This is a genomic window from Sporosarcina sp. Y838 (assembly GCF_056786515.1).
In genome coordinates this window covers 1-15764 of the sequence record NZ_JBXCJD010000024.1, presented here as the reverse complement: position 1 = coordinate 15764, position 15764 = coordinate 1, and the positions used below count along the sequence as shown (strand labels likewise).

The following is a 15764-nucleotide window of genomic DNA, read 5'->3' as shown; positions in this document are numbered from 1 at the left end:
TAATTCTGCGGATTTTTTTGGGCATAACGGATCTGTTTAAGAATACCGAAGGGAATCCACATCGGCGATACCCCTATCCTGTTTTCATCTTCTAGTAACTACTGAACTTTCGGTAGCACTCAATTACAAACGGGCAATGCCTACAATGACTGGAAGGCGTTGACAAGAATAGCCTCTCCGCTTCTTCTGGCAACATGTCTAAAATCTCCCGTTTAGAATTGATTTCGTTTGCTATACCCAAAGCCCATCGTCTAGAGATACCCATATCAGCATGATTGAAAACATGCTTGCTTGCTCTTCTGAATCGAAGAAAATACAAGTTGCCTTCGACTCGTGTTCTGTTCTTCAATTGTCCTATCGCCCACGCATACAACCCTACCTGATGATTGTCTCGAACGTCGTATCTAACCCTGTTCGTCTTCCAATCGACTATTTTACTTCCATCCGGTGACACAAGATCAATATAGCCTTGTAACATCGGGGCTGAATCTTCATCAGAAAGTGATAGTTGAAAATGAATCTCCGTTTCACCCATGTTTTCTTTAATCGGTGCATGACTAACCAACTCTGACATTTCATCCATAGTCACTTCTGGATGAAACTCAGATTCAATCATCCCGTTTAAAATGGCTTCTGAATGAGAAACTCCATTAATTTTATCCTCGACCGCTTTATGAACTCCTTTGCCCAAAGCTAGAGGATAAGTGGTCGGTTCTTCGTATCCTTCGATGTACTTCTTGAAGAATCGATAAGGACATATTGTGTATAAGTTTAAACGTGAAAAAGAGTAAATCAATATGATTTCTCCTTTCTTCTATCTGTTTTCAAAAACAAAAGGAGACTGGATACCCAATCTCCTTTTACTAAGCTCCCATCAAAACGGTAGGTCATCATCACTGACCGCAATAGGACCTCCGCCCGTTTCGAATTGATTACCATTTTGACTTTGAGTGTTACTGTTACCAGCATAAGATTTAGGTTGTTTCTGATAGTTCTCTTGCCCTTGCTGTTGTTGATTGCCTTGACCCGGTGGTTTCGGATCTAGGAACTGCACAAAATCAGCGACAACCTCTGTTACGTATACACGGTCTCCTTTGTCATTCTCATAATGCCGGGTGCTAATACGACCATTCACCGCAGCTTGACTACCCTTTTTAAGAAAGTTCGCCGCATTTTCAGCGGGCTTCCTCCAAACTTGAACCATGATGAAATCAGCCTCACTTTCGCCATTAGCATTTTTAAAGGGACGGCTCACCGCAAGCGTAAAATTACATACAGCAACACCATTTTGCGTGTATTTCAGTTCTGGCTCTTTCGTCAGACGACCTACCAAACTCACATTGTTCATAGTGTTCTCCTTTTCTCATGACTGTATTTCAGCCATGTCCCTTATTTCTCTCCGTATAGGGTAACGGATATTTTAATTAGCCAAAGACACTTTGTTGTTAGTTTTTATATTGTGTTTGCACATTTCAATTTTTCGTTTTCGATTTTTATTCGACTTCCACATGTGATAAAGAAAGACCACGTTCAGTACGACTTTATTCAATTCAAAGTCATAAGTGGACAGTGAGACTTTCCATGCAGTCCTTCCAATCTCAGCACCTTCTATAGCCCATCCAGTACGTTCATCTTCATCTTTCACGTATTCAGCCATCAGTCGATTGAACATCAAATTAATTTGAGTATCGTGACAGGCCTGTATGACATAGTGAAGTAGCTCGTTTTGACGTTCTTCTTGATTTTCTATATGAGCTACCACTATGAACATGGCAAAGTGCTTAACAAGCTCCTCGTATTCATAGTTCTGCCAGTCATTTAAGACCATTTCTCTATTCTTTTTGAATGCGGCTCGGTTATTCCGTTTATATTCAGCCCAACCAATGGACCGAAGTTGATGTGTATTCAAGCCTTCCGCCGGATGTATGGGTTTCTTCCTGACCCCGAAATACTTTTTACGTATTTCAGAGTAAGGTAGTCCCGATAACTCGGTCTCAAAGTCCAATACTCCACCGGAAACACCACAAAACCAACATTTAAAGATTTGGTCATGCGTGTTAAGTGACAAATAATATTTATGTCCTTTTCCCGGCTTGAAGTCCTCTTCGCAAAAAATACATTTGCAAAGAGTCTCCTTTTTGCCGTGAGAGCGAGGATTGAATGTAAGTCCATATTCCTCCGCAACTTTCAAGATTTCAGGAAGTATAATTAAGCCACCCCCTTATCTGCATCTCCCAATTTCTCAAAAAACGTAAATCCATTTTCTGTACGGGTCTGCATCGTAAACTTCTCACCTTCAATAAGGTGTTGTGTTTTTTGAACCGCACCTTCTCCTTGGGCAAACACCATTGATTGAGTATTACTGGCGACACTCTTTACATACATTTTTGCGAAAGAAACACCGCCGGGAGTTGTTCCCTGTTCATACTTTTCCATGATGAATGCATCAAGTGGTTCAGAAGCTGTTTCCTTTTCCTGTTGAACAGGCTCTTGAATGGTTTCATTTTGAATCGATTCAGATTGTACAAGCTGCTCATTCACTTGAAGATAAGTGAACTCTTCAAGGAAATTGAAGCCACTCTCTTTCTTAATCACCAAAGCCAACTCCTGACCCATTTGAATATGGCTAAGAGAATCGATTACGTCCTGTTTCCCTTTTACTAGAACAAGACTCACTTCATTGGTTGCCTTATCAATGACATTCAATTTTGCGAATGGAACTTTTTGTGGACTTATCCCTTTTTCAAAACTTTGTAGGATGAATACCCCTTCTACAATGTTGTCGCTTGATTGCTGAACGGGTGTCTCAGAAGCTTGTTGATTTCCTGAAACCTCATTTTGTTTTTTGGGGGCTGGATTAGACTGCTTCGGTCCATCCACATTTCCATTGTTACTATTAAAATCTTCATCAATCGACATTTCTTCACGAGTGTATAAGCCACCTAGAGGGAACTGGCGTCGAAGTACGAAAACCTCGGCTATTTTTTGAATCATAGCGGAAGGCATCTTATCCCAAGTGTTTTTATTTCCATACTTCGAGTTAAGTTCACCAGAATTTGCTTGAAAGTACTCTTGAAAATCCACGAATACGGCAACAGGTCTAAAACGTTTATGATGCATGACTGCATAAGCACCAAGTATTGGACCGCGTTTCTGACCGAACTCATGCCGAACACTTCCCTCTGAAGGAATGAACTCGAATGTATCCCCTTCTCTTACCACGTTAGCGTTGGGAGGTCCTACATAGCCTTCTTGCGTAGTAGCTACACGAAGCAACCCATCGCGAGTAGTAATGAAAGATGTATTCGGTCCATTCTTCGTTTCGTAACGTTGGAAAACGATGTCACCAAGCAAAGGATTCAAGCCGAATGTTTCACAGACTTCTATAAAATGGTTCGCCTCTTCTTGAGTCCCTTTTGCTGGCAGAACAAACCGATTCCAAATCAACGACTTCTGTTCGTTTGTAAACGTTAGAACTTTTTCCACTTAAACCATCTCCTTTTGTATTTTTTATAAATAAAAAAGCCGACTTCACCCATAAGGGATCAAACGACTTTTAGGTAATCCACCGAAACAGAAAACGAAAGTTGTTTTGTTTTCATGTCATTGCAACACTCCTTTCAGATTTTTTAAAACAAAAAAAGCCGATGTCACCCATAGCGGGATCAATCGGCTTTTATAGTATATATCACGCAAATAATGCGTAAATATCTATTGTGCATACAGCAATTTTGTGACGTAATACGTCTGCCTAACTTTTCTCAAAGAGAATGAAAATACAGAGGCTAAACATTTGTGTCGAATCTCCTTTGGTGAAAATAAAAGGTATATCGACTTTCACCTGTGAAAAATGGCGAAGTGAAAACTAATAAAATATGTATATATTATATCAATCTCAAAAAGTGATAGCAAATTGAAGGGAATTACTTAACCTATTTGCACTCTAAAATTAAACTATATACCTTTTGTAAAACTAGCCTTATTATAAATGCTGTTTTTTTATGGTAACTTATTTATTTTAACAATGGATTTATTGTCAAAAACATAGTTACCTAGTTCTTTTATTGCCTTTTCAAATGGTTCCTTTATAATTACTCACCAATACATTAATGGTTGCCGCTCAAAAAATAAATTATGAAACATTCCCCATAACCTATTCGTGTGAGCTGGACCGCTGGGCCGACCAGCTCACCTCGATCCCGTCGGCCACCCTCAGCCCGGCCCCGTAGATGCCGTCGACAACGTTTTCCACCATGCTGAGGTCTTCCCCTGAATCAATCCTGATGCCGTTGGTGGCCTGTCGAATGACGTTGTACTCGATCCTGATGCCTGAGGGGATTCCTGTGCCCCGTCCGTCAGTACCGCGGTCCTCATTGAGCCGGATGGCCCAGAACCCGTCAGTCCCTCCAGTGATGTAGTTACCGTGCAACTCCGTGCCCGGCGCATTGCGGACCTCGATGCCGGCTATCGAATCCTCCCCAGCGGTGATCCTGTTGTCCTCGATGAGGGTGTCAGGAGTTCCCAGGATGACGAGGATTCCCTGACGGTTTCCAATCAGGTCGTTGGAGTGCACCCAGTTTCCAGGTCCTGAGGCGTCGTGCTTGTTCTTGGACCCGCCGGAATTGCCCAGCGCGATGCCCGCCCGCTGCCCGCCGATGACCGTGTTGTCCCGGACCTCGTTCAGGTATTCACCCTCGCCGTGCAGGTCGATGGCGTCGAGGAGGCTGCCGACGATGGTGTTCTCCGCCACGAGATTGTTGTGCGTAGGGAACTGCAGCAGAATGGCGTGCCGCAGATGCCTGCCATCGAAGGTATTGCCGATGGCGACATTGTGCCGAGAATCGTTGGCGGCATCCGGGTCGCGCTGGTCCCTTGAGCCCTCGATAGCGATGCCGTAGCCCTGTCCGCCGGGACCAACCGCAGTTGCCTCACTTATGTAGTTTCCAGAGAGGGTCACTTCACGGCTGGCCTTGACGGAGATCCCGTGGCGCTCGAACCTACGGATGCTCAGGTTCTCCACAAGGACCCGGGAGCTGGCCTTTCCTTCATAGGTTCCGAGGTAGATCCCGTACATCGGGCCGCCACCCGCGTCGCCGTCGTCGGGGTCGTCGCCGAGTGGACCCTCATGACGGGAGCTAATGGTGAAGTCAGTGACGATGACGTCCTGGACGCCGGAGCCGCGGATCACCCGGCTATCATCCTCGCCGTCGAGGGAGGTCAGCAGCACGGTGCGCTCCTGTCCCTCGCCGCGCAGGTCCACGCCGCTGCGCAACACAATGTTCGCCGACTCGTCAGCCGGGTCAGTGGAGCGCAGGTCATACGTGCCGGCCGGCAGCACGACCTCGTCACCCGGTTCTGCCGCTTCCAGGGCCTCCCGGATGGCTGCTGCATCGTCGTGTGAGTCCGGATCCGGATTTGCCCCGAAGTCCGTGACGTCCAGGGTCCTTCCAGTGGCTGGACCCGGCGTCGGCACCTCGATCGGCTTGCCGGACCGGTTCACCAAGCCAGGGAACTGCCAGTCGCCGTGCCCGGACGGGGCTGGTCCCACGGCGTCATCTCTCCCGACCGGCCCATCGGATTCCTCGACGGTGCATGCGGTCAAGAAGACCACTAGGCCAAGGGCCACCCACCACAAATGCGCCGGACCTCGCCAGCTGTCCCCAAAGGGTCCCTTCATCAGACTTCTCACGTCCTTCCTTGTCTCTTTTCGTCCCTCTCGTCTCCCATGGAGGCGTCGAGAAAAACAGTGAGCCCGCTGAGCTCGGCTTGATTCGCCGAGCCCGCGGGCTCATTACCTTCGGGATGCCTGACGACCCCTACCGGGTCGCAGACGTCATCCCATGGGCAGGGGCCTACCGATTAGAGTCCCCCTTGCCATTTCTGTTGTCATTGGCTGTTGCCATTGTTGTTGTCTTTGTTGTTTCCTTTATTGTTGCCATTGTTGCCTTTGTTGTTTCCTTTATTGTTGCCATTGTTGCCTTTGTTGTTGTCCTTGCTGATTTTGAAGTTCATCGGGACATCTTTTTCCAACGGAGTGTCTGCCGAGGAACCACCGACATGCACGCGGTACTTACCTTTAGCTGTTGCCCACTCGCCGTCAGCCCAGTTTGCAAGGTTGTCCGGTTCTTCCGGAACGAAATAGGAGAATGGGTGGTTTGAGTCAGCATGGTTAATACGCACAGTCACACGCTCGCTCTCACCAGGCTCAAGGTAAACTTTCTCGAAGTTAACAAGACGCTTGAACGGCTCTCCAGCCTCGTTTGGTAGTGTCAGATAGACCTGTGCTGCTTCTTTACCAGCAAAGTCACCTGTGTTCGTGATCGTGAAGGACACGTCAATACCAGACACTGAGCCTTTATCCTGCAGATTCTTCACTTTAAGGTTGTCATACTCGAAAGTCGTGTACGACAGGCCGTAACCGAACGGGAAGACAGGCTTCACGTTGTTTGCTTCATACCAGCGGTAGCCCATCTCAAGACCCTCTGTGTACTTGGTGATTAGCTGGTCGGAACCATCACCGTACGCGCCCGGACCACCTGCATTACCAGTATCTTGACGCGTTCCAGGGAACTGCTCCTCAGTCGCGAAAGCAGCTTCACGCTCAGTTGCACCGAACGTCATTGGCAGCTTGCCGGAAGGGTTGACTTTACCGTAGAGCAGGTTAGCAACAGCATTGCCATCCTCCATGCCCGGGTTCCACGCCTCGAGTACTGCAGGAACCTTATCCAACCACGGCATAAGTACCGTACCGGAGGTCTTCAGGACCACAGCCGTGTTCTTCGCGTTGGCTTCCAAGACTGCATCGATCAACGGCTCCTGCTCCACCAAGTCCACTCCGGCCTCTTTCGGGTCGAGGTCGATCGCCGGGAAGCCGAGAGTCTTGCGGTCCTTGCTCTCAGCTGGGTTGTCACCGACCATTAGCAACACGACATCGGACTCAGCGGCAAGCTTAGCAGCAGCCTCTGGGTCACGGCCATCGTTGTACGTCACTTTGGTGTCGTAGCCCAGCTCCTTGATGACGTTCTCCAGACCCTCCTGCGGTGTGACCGTGTAAGGGGTCACGACGTTCTTGTTATTGGCTTTGAGCGAGTGCTCCGGCAGCTTCGCCATGCCAGCGAACCACTCTACGCCGATCAGCGCGATTGACTTCGGCTCTCCGTCCAGTGGCAGGAAGCCGTTATCGTTCTTCAACAGCACGGACCCTTCCTCGGCCATCTCCCTTGCGCTGGCGCCGTTGGCCATCGGATCGACAATCTCCGGCATAAACTTGTCGAAAGGCTCATCCATGTGGCCGTACTCAATCATCTTGATATATCTTGGACGAAGTAGATTGTCGATGTCGTCCACTGTCACCTGACTTGAGTCGAGTGCCTCCTGAATCTTTTTCACAATGTAGTACTGTGGTGCCCAATCTAGCTCGACATTCATGCCCGCCTTGATGGCACCGACTGTGTCGTGAGCCGCGCGACGGTCACTCATGACCCAACCGTCGAAGCCCCAATTGTCCCTTAGTGCATCTTGGAGCAGTTCAGTGCTCTCACAGGCAAAGGTGCCGTTAACCATCGGGTACGAGCACATCACGGAGGCCGGGTCAGCATCCTTGACGGTCATCTCGAATGGCAGCATGTACAGCTGGTGCATGGCCCTTGAGGGAATCTCGCTACCCATCGTATTACGCTCGGTCTCCTGCTCGTTGCCTGCTAGGTGCTTAAGTTGGGCCTGGACACCCTGGTCCTGGATGCCCTTAACCTGCTCGGTCACCATGGCACCCGTCAAATACGGGTCCTCACTGAAGTATTCATAGTTACGACCACCGTACGGGTGACGGATGAGGTTCATGCTCGGCCCAAGCAGCACGTGATGCGCGAAGGCCCGGGCCTCCTCGCCGAGGATCCGGCCGGCCTCATGGTTCAGCTCGCGGTCGAAGCTCGCTGCTAGGCCAATGGTGGACGGAAGGCCCGTCGCCTCTGGGTCATTGCCACACGATCCGCCCATCACGCCCGTACCACTGTTGGTCATGCGGATTGTGGGGATGCCCAGCTCGTCGATCCCACGGATCTGACGGCCAGTGTCCTGAAACTCACACCCGGGCAGGGTACCCTGGGGCGCGAATACGCCGTCCCGGTACTTGGTTGCTTTATAAGCATTATTGAAGACGACCGGCTTACCGGTGTCGTTCTCATTGAAGCGCGAGGTGGCGATTTGCTGGATCTTCTGTTCCATCGTCATTTCATCGAGAAGCAGTTCGGTGCGTTCCTCAGCAGAGAGCTGGGTGTTCATCCAGGGACCAGTCCCTTCCGTTCCACCGTTCTCCGCACTAGCAGGAATTACTGACGAAGACGCGAAGATTATTGCTGTCATAAAAATTGTTGTAATTCGTTTTATCATCTTAGTCTCTTCCTCACTATCTATTTTATTTATGTATTGAAATAAATCGTTTTATTCCCTCCCTTCATTTGTATATTAGTATATTGCCTATACTATCTATGTGTCTATCAGTCTAACGAACGGGTAATTACAGAAATGAGCCAAAAACTAGATTAATACTACTCCTTAAGTCTGAAAGTAGTGTTCGAACACTGTATCAATCAATGATTTGCCAAATAAAACAATCAAAATAAATAAATTTAAATGAGCATTAAACTTCATTATTCTAAATGTTGAAACAGGATGGAAGACCTTCTATTTAATTAAATAAGTTATTACTACTATAATATTTGGATATCCAATCGAAGGTGGCATGTAAGGAATGAAATACGTATTAACCCTTATTTGCATGTACGTGCGGTAAAACGCTTTGAATATGGATCAAATGGAAATAATATGAGCTTTTTCTGATTATACCGGCGTGCCACAAGTATGAGAGGTCAATCCAGGAGAAGGATGGCCTTTTTAAGTCTATTTTGCACATAAAGGAAGCTAATTCTATATTCCTCCTATACTTTTACTTCGCTAACAAACTCGGCGGATTCATCCAAGAAATAAAACAGCTTTTTACGGTCTTCATTATCATCCCGTAAATCCACATCTACAACCACCCTAACTTTGAGAGTTTCGGCAGTTAGCTTTAGTGGTTGTAAATGTCTAATTGATTCCGTAATAATGATTAGACGCTCATTGAAATGTTTACCGCTCCACTTTAAATATATGAGCAAATCATTTACATCACCACGCAATACATATACATAGATTGGCCTGCCTTGAAATTGGATCACCCCACTGAATGGTTCTCGTGTCGGAAATTGCTGATGTAATTGAAAGAAAAAAAGACGTTTCAAAACATCTTCTGTTTTGTATTCAACCCAATAATTGCTTTCATAACAGTCATTCAGCCCAGCGACGACTGCACCATTTATTCCTAATGTGAAAATCGGTATGACCTGCTTGTTTCGATGAATCTCATGTCGCACTATTTTCTTTTCTGCTACCATTCGTTTGAGACGTTTCTTATCCAATGAAAATAATCGGGAGAGTTGTGCTCCCCCGATTAAACATACTGCTGCTAGTGCCTCTAATGCTTTTCGTTCTTTTGATGATTCTCCATTGACAAAATCTGAACGTTTTATATTTGATGATATTCGTGTCCAGTGTAAGCTCCATTCATGAGATAAAGAATAAGGACTAAGTGACATTGCTGCTGCCTCCTTTGATTAGAATTTGTAAAGGGTCACGTCAATTTGACGCAACCCTTGAATATTTTCATAGCACACGCGTAATACGAGTACGAATCTGTTCCTTCTGTGCATCTGTTTCCAATACACGGACAAGCACCCGATCACCCCTTTTAACGTTTTGAAACTTCAAGTGACGGGCCAACGAATCAACCCCCGCTTCCAAGTTAATGAACACACCGTATTCACGGACTCCTGAGACTGTACCGACATATTCGTTGCCCGAAGTGTAACGTCCGATAGAACGAAGCCATGGGTTCTCTTGTGTTGCCTTTGCACTGACGGTTACTTTCTTCTCTTCTTTATCAATTTCTAAGACTTTAACTTTTAGGTGATCCCCTTGCTTAACCTCTTCTGTTAAGTCATCAATCCAACCGTATCTGATTTCTTCAAGTGGAATCTTTACTTCGATACCACCGATATCAGCACGAACAAGTGAGGGGCTGACACTACGAACAACGGCAATGATTTCATCGTCCACTTCAATTTTCTTTAGTGTGATGGATGCCATGTGGTCCAATGCAGCAATACGAGACCCGGTGAACACTTCCGCTTCCCTGTCATAATTCAACACTTTGAACGCAACGGATTGTCCTGTCATGGCACGGAGCTGCCGAAGGTTGGCTGCCCCTGTAAATTCCAACGGGATGAATCCGCGAATGTTTCCAACACCCACAACCGCGCATGGCTTATCAAGCAGTTTTTCAATTCCGATGATTGGAGCCTGAATGATTGAGTTATTTTGATGCGCACCGTAGACCTCTTTCCAATCCTTATCAAAGTTATTTACCACTTCCACTTTTGATGGGTCAAAACCTTCAATTAGAACTTGCACGTTGTTTTCAGCCATTTTAAAATCTCTCCATTTCATTAGTTAATTTTTTGTGGGACATTGAAACTCGTTTCATTTTGCTAATCCCAAAATCCGTCATTAGACTTCACTACATTGCTCGTTTCCTTTAGTTTTGTTTTTGTAATTGGTAACTTTGCATCCTGTTCTTTCGAATCTTGAACGATGGACTTCCTCGGCTCCTTCGATTCCTTTTTCTGTTCAGGAACACGTTTCAGTTCGGCTTCCTGTTTTGTTTCATTTGAAAGAGAATCAGGCGAATATATACTATCAGGAGTTACTTCAAAAGAATGTAGCGCTTCAAGTTCGGGCTGGATAATTGGTTCAGTTGCTGATTCAGCCCCCTCTTGATTCGTCTGTCCAAGTTCAGACACCTGTTCCTTTTTCATCTTCATTCGACTGTGTAAACGTTTGAATAGCCTGTTCCCCTTTAACTTTTTAAAAGACGTTCCATCTTCCCATTCCCTCAGCTCCTTCCAATTACGGGGAACAAATTGACCTTTTGCTAACGCTGGCTTCTGTGGTGTGCCATCCTGCAGGAGTTTATGGACGTAGTTAAATTTCGGGATGCCGTCCATTAAATCTGTAGGATCGAAACGATATTCTTCATCCTCTGTGTCTCGATATGAATCTGGAAACAGCCGTGGCAACAATATTCGATTCTTATATGTGCTTTGCCGCATGATGACTTTATCCTTGCCGAATTCATCCGCAAAGTCTTGAGCATCCTGTGCGGATATGCCGCCAAAACAGATTTTGTTCCGGCATGATGTAAGAATCGCTTGTTTCATCGCCTTCGGGCCAAGATTGCCCGACTCGATTTCAAGTTGACCAAGTGATTGGGTCGCAAAAATACCCGCTACCTTATATTCGGCAGCGAGTGATAAGAAAATTTCCACGTCAGGATTAATGTAACGACTGTATTCATCTACAATCAAAAAATGGGGAATGCGTGTATCCTCTGTTCCCGGTCTCCTGAACGTTCCGTTTTGCAAGTGCATGATCATGAATTGGCCGAAGGCATCGCCTGCTTTTCGTAGCTTTCCAAGTGCCGTATTGACTGCAAGGACGCCGCCTGTTTCCAAATGCTCATCAATATTCACATCACTTTTACCCGTCATGATTGTTCGTAGCGCTTCGTTACTGACGATGTTTTCAAGTTGGGCTCTTAATCCAATTACGAATTGCTGATATTTCTCACGCATGCTACCGAGTAATTCTGATTCAAAGAAATGAACCAAGTCCGTCATGCCGTCCCGATGTTTCAGTTCCGATACCTTTTGCTGCAAAACATTTTGATCACGTAGCGTGTTCATTACATCAACGATATCCATGTTGTTGCCATGCAGTTCTTTCAAAAGTTTCGTGACATTTCGGGCTGATAGTTCCTGTACGGTTGCAAAGAATGCATCCTGCTTACCAAACAAACCTTTTAATACAACAACCGTTGCTTCCGCCACTGTATCCGTGTCACCTTCCATCGGATTAAAGCTAGCGGAGTCAGGTTTGTCAGGGTCAACGTGAATACATGGAATATCCATTTCTAAACACATTTCATTTACCATTGCCGCCACGTCACCTTTTGGTTCTACAACAGATATACCTAATGGAACCCCTCGTTTCTTCTGTAGCAGCAGTTGATAAATCATCGGCTTCAATATCGTTGCTGTTTTTCCGCAACGTGTAGGACCAACAGCAAGCATATGTGTGAAACAGTCGCTACCTTGCCATACAATGGGCATACCCATTTACCTCACCTCCTCTCAATGTCATTTCTTTATCCAATCCCATTTGCTGAAATACTCATGTATCTGATCCATTTTGAATGGTGCACGATGATTTTCCTCAAAACTGAACAATGTCTGAATGGTTCTCGACATTTTATATCTGAGTAATTCTAGGTGCCCTTTGTTCTGTTTTCTTAACATCAGTTGATTTGATTGTTCACCTTCCTTCCATAATAATTCGGGTAGAGCATTGGCATTGTAGGATATACGCTTTACCCAAAATCTCATATCCTTTTTGAAGGTTTGGGTATCCATCGTCCTCAACAATAGGTGGGATGTTTCAAGGACGACAAAACCTAGCTCGATTAATTCGGTTGGGCCTTGTTTTGCTATTTGAACTTCGACTTCCGGGTAGATATACAGCTTATTTCTACAGTTTTTAGTCTTAAAAAACACTTTACGGTTTCCCCCTTCCTTATTTTCTCCCTTTCCACAAACTGCATTTTTGCTTTTACTTGAATGTGTGTTCGGGGATATATAATAGTTGTAAAATATACTAGTTGCGAGCTATATACTTATATATGCACTAGCGAGGTTTATTGTAATTCTAATATATACATCATTTGCAGTTGTAATTAAAATTAAAAAATCGGCAATTGGTTACAATGATCATGAAACTATTCGCTCACTTACGGTACAAGGCTAATCAGAATGTCTTTTCTTTATCCAGAAATAATCATGTATCTGATCCAATTTGAATGGAACACGACTATCTTCTTCAAAACTGAACAACGCCTGAATGGTTCTAGAAATTTTGCATCTAGGTAATTCTAGGTGCTCTGTGTTCTGTGTTCTGTGTTCTGTTTTCTGTGTTCTTAACATCAGTTGATTTGACTGTTCACCTTCCTCCCATAATAGTTCGGGTAACGCATTTGCATTGTGAGATATGTGTTTCACCCAAAATCACATATTCTTTTTTGTAGTTTTGAGTATCAAAAATCCTTAACAATAGAAGTGACGTTTCAAGGACGACAAAACCCAACTCGTATAATTCGGTTAGGCTTTGTTTTGTTATATGGGCTTCGACTTCAGGGTAGATGTGTAGCTTATTTCTACAGATTTTAGGTTTGAAAAACACTATGCGGTTTCCCCCTTCCGTAAAAAGACAATAAAAATAACACGTTTCATTCAATGGCTGAATGAAACGTGTTTTGTGTAGTTTAATACAGCATTAATTGATTCAGTATCAAATACATTACCCTTGTTCAAGTAAAGCGCCCGCTTGGAGAACGAAGAAAAGCAATTTAATCGGCTCAACGTTCTTTCACTAAAGCACCCGTTAGTTCAAGAAGAAGTAAGTCCAGTCTTTTTATTAAAGAATCTAAGCAAAGCAATAGCTACTGCTAATATTCCTATCAGCAGAAAACTAACGAAAAAAATCTTCAAACCAGTAGTTGGAGACTTTGATACGAAACCACTTAATATCAAAAACACTACTCCAACACCAGATAGGAAATATAAAAATGTCCTGTCCTTACGTTTGAGTAGAATATATCCTACAAGGATTATGAGATACGTTGCACTTAGTAACATAAGTAAAGGAAACGTAGGTGCAAATTTTGCTGCATATACAAAATGGTCAATTGGTAAAATATCATTTAGGTTTTCTACCTGTCCATTCGCCATCTGAGAAAAGATTGCAGTATGTTTCCATTCCCAAGGCTTCTCTAATATTGTGCTGCCTTCATACCAGGTAGCTCCAGTAGAAAGTATTAAAAGTATTGAAGCCAAACCAAATTGGATAATAATCTTAAAAGACAATTTCGTCACCTCAAATATATTTTAGATAAGCATTACTGTTATTGAAGTAAAGCACCCGTTACTTTAAGTACAATACTTCACAATCTTTTTTTATTTACTTCCTATTTACCTCTCCCAAATCAACGTCATTTGTTGTAAAAGTTCTTCCCATGTTTGCTCTTCTTCTTTGGTTACTTTATCAAGATCAAAGTCCCCATAGTAAACTGCATCAACAGCTTCACTATCTACTAACTCTAATCGATCAGGTCCAATTCTTTTATCCTCTCGTAAAAAGTTACTAGTAGGCGAATGGGCGATTGTTTTAACATAATAAATTAAGCTAATTTTTTTTACTTCCCCATCTATTTCAACTTCTAAAGGGTCTGTCGTATGCGTTCCTGCATGACTTTCTCCAAAATAATTTAAAACAAGCGTTCCATCTGCCGTTTCTTCAAGCTCAAACAATTCTGCTGTATAAGGAATTGGCTTTGAGTAATGAAATATGAATGAAAATAGTGCAAACCCTATTAATGTGGTCGTTAAAACAGATCCAATAATAAGAAGCCATTTTTTGCGATTCCATCGTTTCTTAAGCTGACTGAACAAAGTGTCTTTATTTTCAATTGGTACATAAAGCGTTCTTTTCATTTGCTCATATTCATTTCTACAATTCTCACATGTAAGTAAATGCTCATTAACTAACGATTTCGTATCATCACTTACTACCTCATCTACATAAAGTGGCAGCAAATCTTGAATGACTGTACATTTAATATCCTTCATCTTGTTTCGCCTCCATATACGCTGTTATTTTCTTTTTTGCACGGTAATACGTTACTCTAGCCCAGCCATCACTTTTTCCAAATAAATGCCCAATTGCCTCAAAAGAAAGCTCACCAAATGTTCGAAGGGAGAAAACTTCTTTATATGGCTCTTTCATTGCGTGTAAAAATCGATGAATCATCAGCGCTCGCTCTTCATTTATTAAATAATCTACAAGTTGGACATCCTTTTGCGCTGAATTTTCTTGAATATTTATCTCGCGTTGCTGCTTTTGGTATTGTGTAAAATATGTATTTTTAGCGATTGTGAAAAGCCATGCCCTTACATCTTTTTTGCCATCAAATTGATGAAATGATTTCAGTGCCTTAAAAAATGTCTCTTGTGTAATTTCTTCTGCTATATCCTTGTCAGCTACTAAAGACTTTGTATATAAGTAAACATCATGAAAATACGCTTGATAAATTTCCTCAAAGTTCACTTTCTCCCCTCCTTCACTTAAATAACTAACGAAATAAGAAAACGTTACAAGATTTCCAAAAAAATAAATAGACATATTCATTTTATCTGAATATGCCTAAGTATTAACTAAATATTTATGGTTTTAGGTTTTAGGATTTAAGCCTTCAACAACTGCTTTTGCCCAGTAATCCTTTATATTTTTCAGGTTTTGTAAAAGAAGCTTTTGTTTTTCATTCATATATAATTTCCCCCATTAAAATTCGGTATAACCCATAATAATTACTACTTCCTTGTTCAACAAACCTGCTTCGTTAGTTGAAGAAGAAAAACATACTAAGATTAGTAGTGCAGACCAAGGCATTGGTTCGCACTACTTTTTTTGTATAGTAGAGGTGAAGAATAGGTCGTGAGCTCTTTGGGATCTTGAATCCGTAAGAAAAACCGGCCTACTTCACCACCCTTATTTGAATCAGG

Annotated in this window: 13 protein-coding genes; all 13 read right to left on the bottom strand. The window is 43.7% G+C overall.

All coding sequences use genetic code 11. The features are described from left to right. Positions 1-91: 91 nt before the first annotated feature. Positions 92-796, bottom strand: coding sequence for a PD-(D/E)XK nuclease family protein (locus tag AC1TO4_RS17830; RefSeq protein WP_482106388.1), 705 nt, complete (start codon positions 794-796; stop codon positions 92-94). A 78-nt stretch (positions 797-874) separates the two neighbouring features. After that, a complete protein-coding gene (locus AC1TO4_RS17825) occupies positions 875-1348 on the bottom strand; it encodes a single-stranded DNA-binding protein (protein ID WP_482106387.1) in 474 nt (157 codons plus the stop codon). Positions 1349-1420: 72 nt separating this feature from the next. Beyond that, positions 1421-2068 carry a hypothetical protein gene (locus tag AC1TO4_RS17820; protein WP_482106386.1) on the bottom strand — a complete coding sequence of 216 codons (648 nt, stop codon included), beginning with the start codon at positions 2066-2068 and terminating at the stop codon, positions 1421-1423. A 140-nt stretch (positions 2069-2208) separates the two neighbouring features. Continuing rightward, the gene (locus AC1TO4_RS17815) at positions 2209-3486 is read right to left on the bottom strand and encodes a RecT family recombinase (RefSeq protein ID WP_482106385.1); all 1278 of its coding nucleotides are present in this window, start codon (positions 3484-3486) and stop codon (positions 2209-2211) included. Positions 3487-4153: 667 nt separating this feature from the next. Continuing rightward, positions 4154-5626: a right-handed parallel beta-helix repeat-containing protein gene (locus tag AC1TO4_RS17810; RefSeq protein ID WP_482106410.1), complete on the bottom strand. Its 1473-nt coding sequence runs from the start codon at positions 5624-5626 to the stop codon at positions 4154-4156. A 260-nt stretch (positions 5627-5886) separates the two neighbouring features. Next, positions 5887-8388 (bottom strand): beta-glucosidase, encoded by a 2502-nt coding sequence (locus AC1TO4_RS17805; RefSeq protein WP_482106384.1) that lies wholly within the window; start codon positions 8386-8388, stop codon positions 5887-5889. Between the two features lie 548 nt (positions 8389-8936). Further along, positions 8937-9632 (bottom strand): hypothetical protein, encoded by a 696-nt coding sequence (locus AC1TO4_RS17800; protein ID WP_482106383.1) that lies wholly within the window; start codon positions 9630-9632, stop codon positions 8937-8939. A gap of 67 nt (positions 9633-9699) precedes the next feature. After that, positions 9700-10521: a S1 RNA-binding domain-containing protein gene (locus tag AC1TO4_RS17795; protein ID WP_482106382.1), complete on the bottom strand. Its 822-nt coding sequence runs from the start codon at positions 10519-10521 to the stop codon at positions 9700-9702. Positions 10522-10583: 62 nt separating this feature from the next. Further along, positions 10584-12269 (bottom strand): type IV secretory system conjugative DNA transfer family protein, encoded by a 1686-nt coding sequence (locus tag AC1TO4_RS17790; protein ID WP_482106381.1) that lies wholly within the window; start codon positions 12267-12269, stop codon positions 10584-10586. 21 nt (positions 12270-12290) lie between these two features. Beyond that, complete coding sequence (locus tag AC1TO4_RS17785; RefSeq protein WP_482106380.1) at positions 12291-12704, bottom strand: hypothetical protein; 414 nt, start codon at positions 12702-12704, stop codon at positions 12291-12293. 888 nt (positions 12705-13592) lie between these two features. Continuing rightward, complete coding sequence (locus tag AC1TO4_RS17780; protein ID WP_482106379.1) at positions 13593-14069, bottom strand: YjdJ family protein; 477 nt, start codon at positions 14067-14069, stop codon at positions 13593-13595. Between the two features lie 105 nt (positions 14070-14174). Next, positions 14175-14831 (bottom strand): zf-HC2 domain-containing protein, encoded by a 657-nt coding sequence (locus AC1TO4_RS17775; RefSeq protein WP_482106378.1) that lies wholly within the window; start codon positions 14829-14831, stop codon positions 14175-14177. Further along, positions 14818-15309: an RNA polymerase sigma factor gene (locus AC1TO4_RS17770; protein WP_482106377.1), complete on the bottom strand. Its 492-nt coding sequence runs from the start codon at positions 15307-15309 to the stop codon at positions 14818-14820. Before AC1TO4_RS17770 ends, AC1TO4_RS17775 begins: the two co-directional genes overlap by 14 nt. Positions 15310-15764 lie beyond the last annotated feature (455 nt).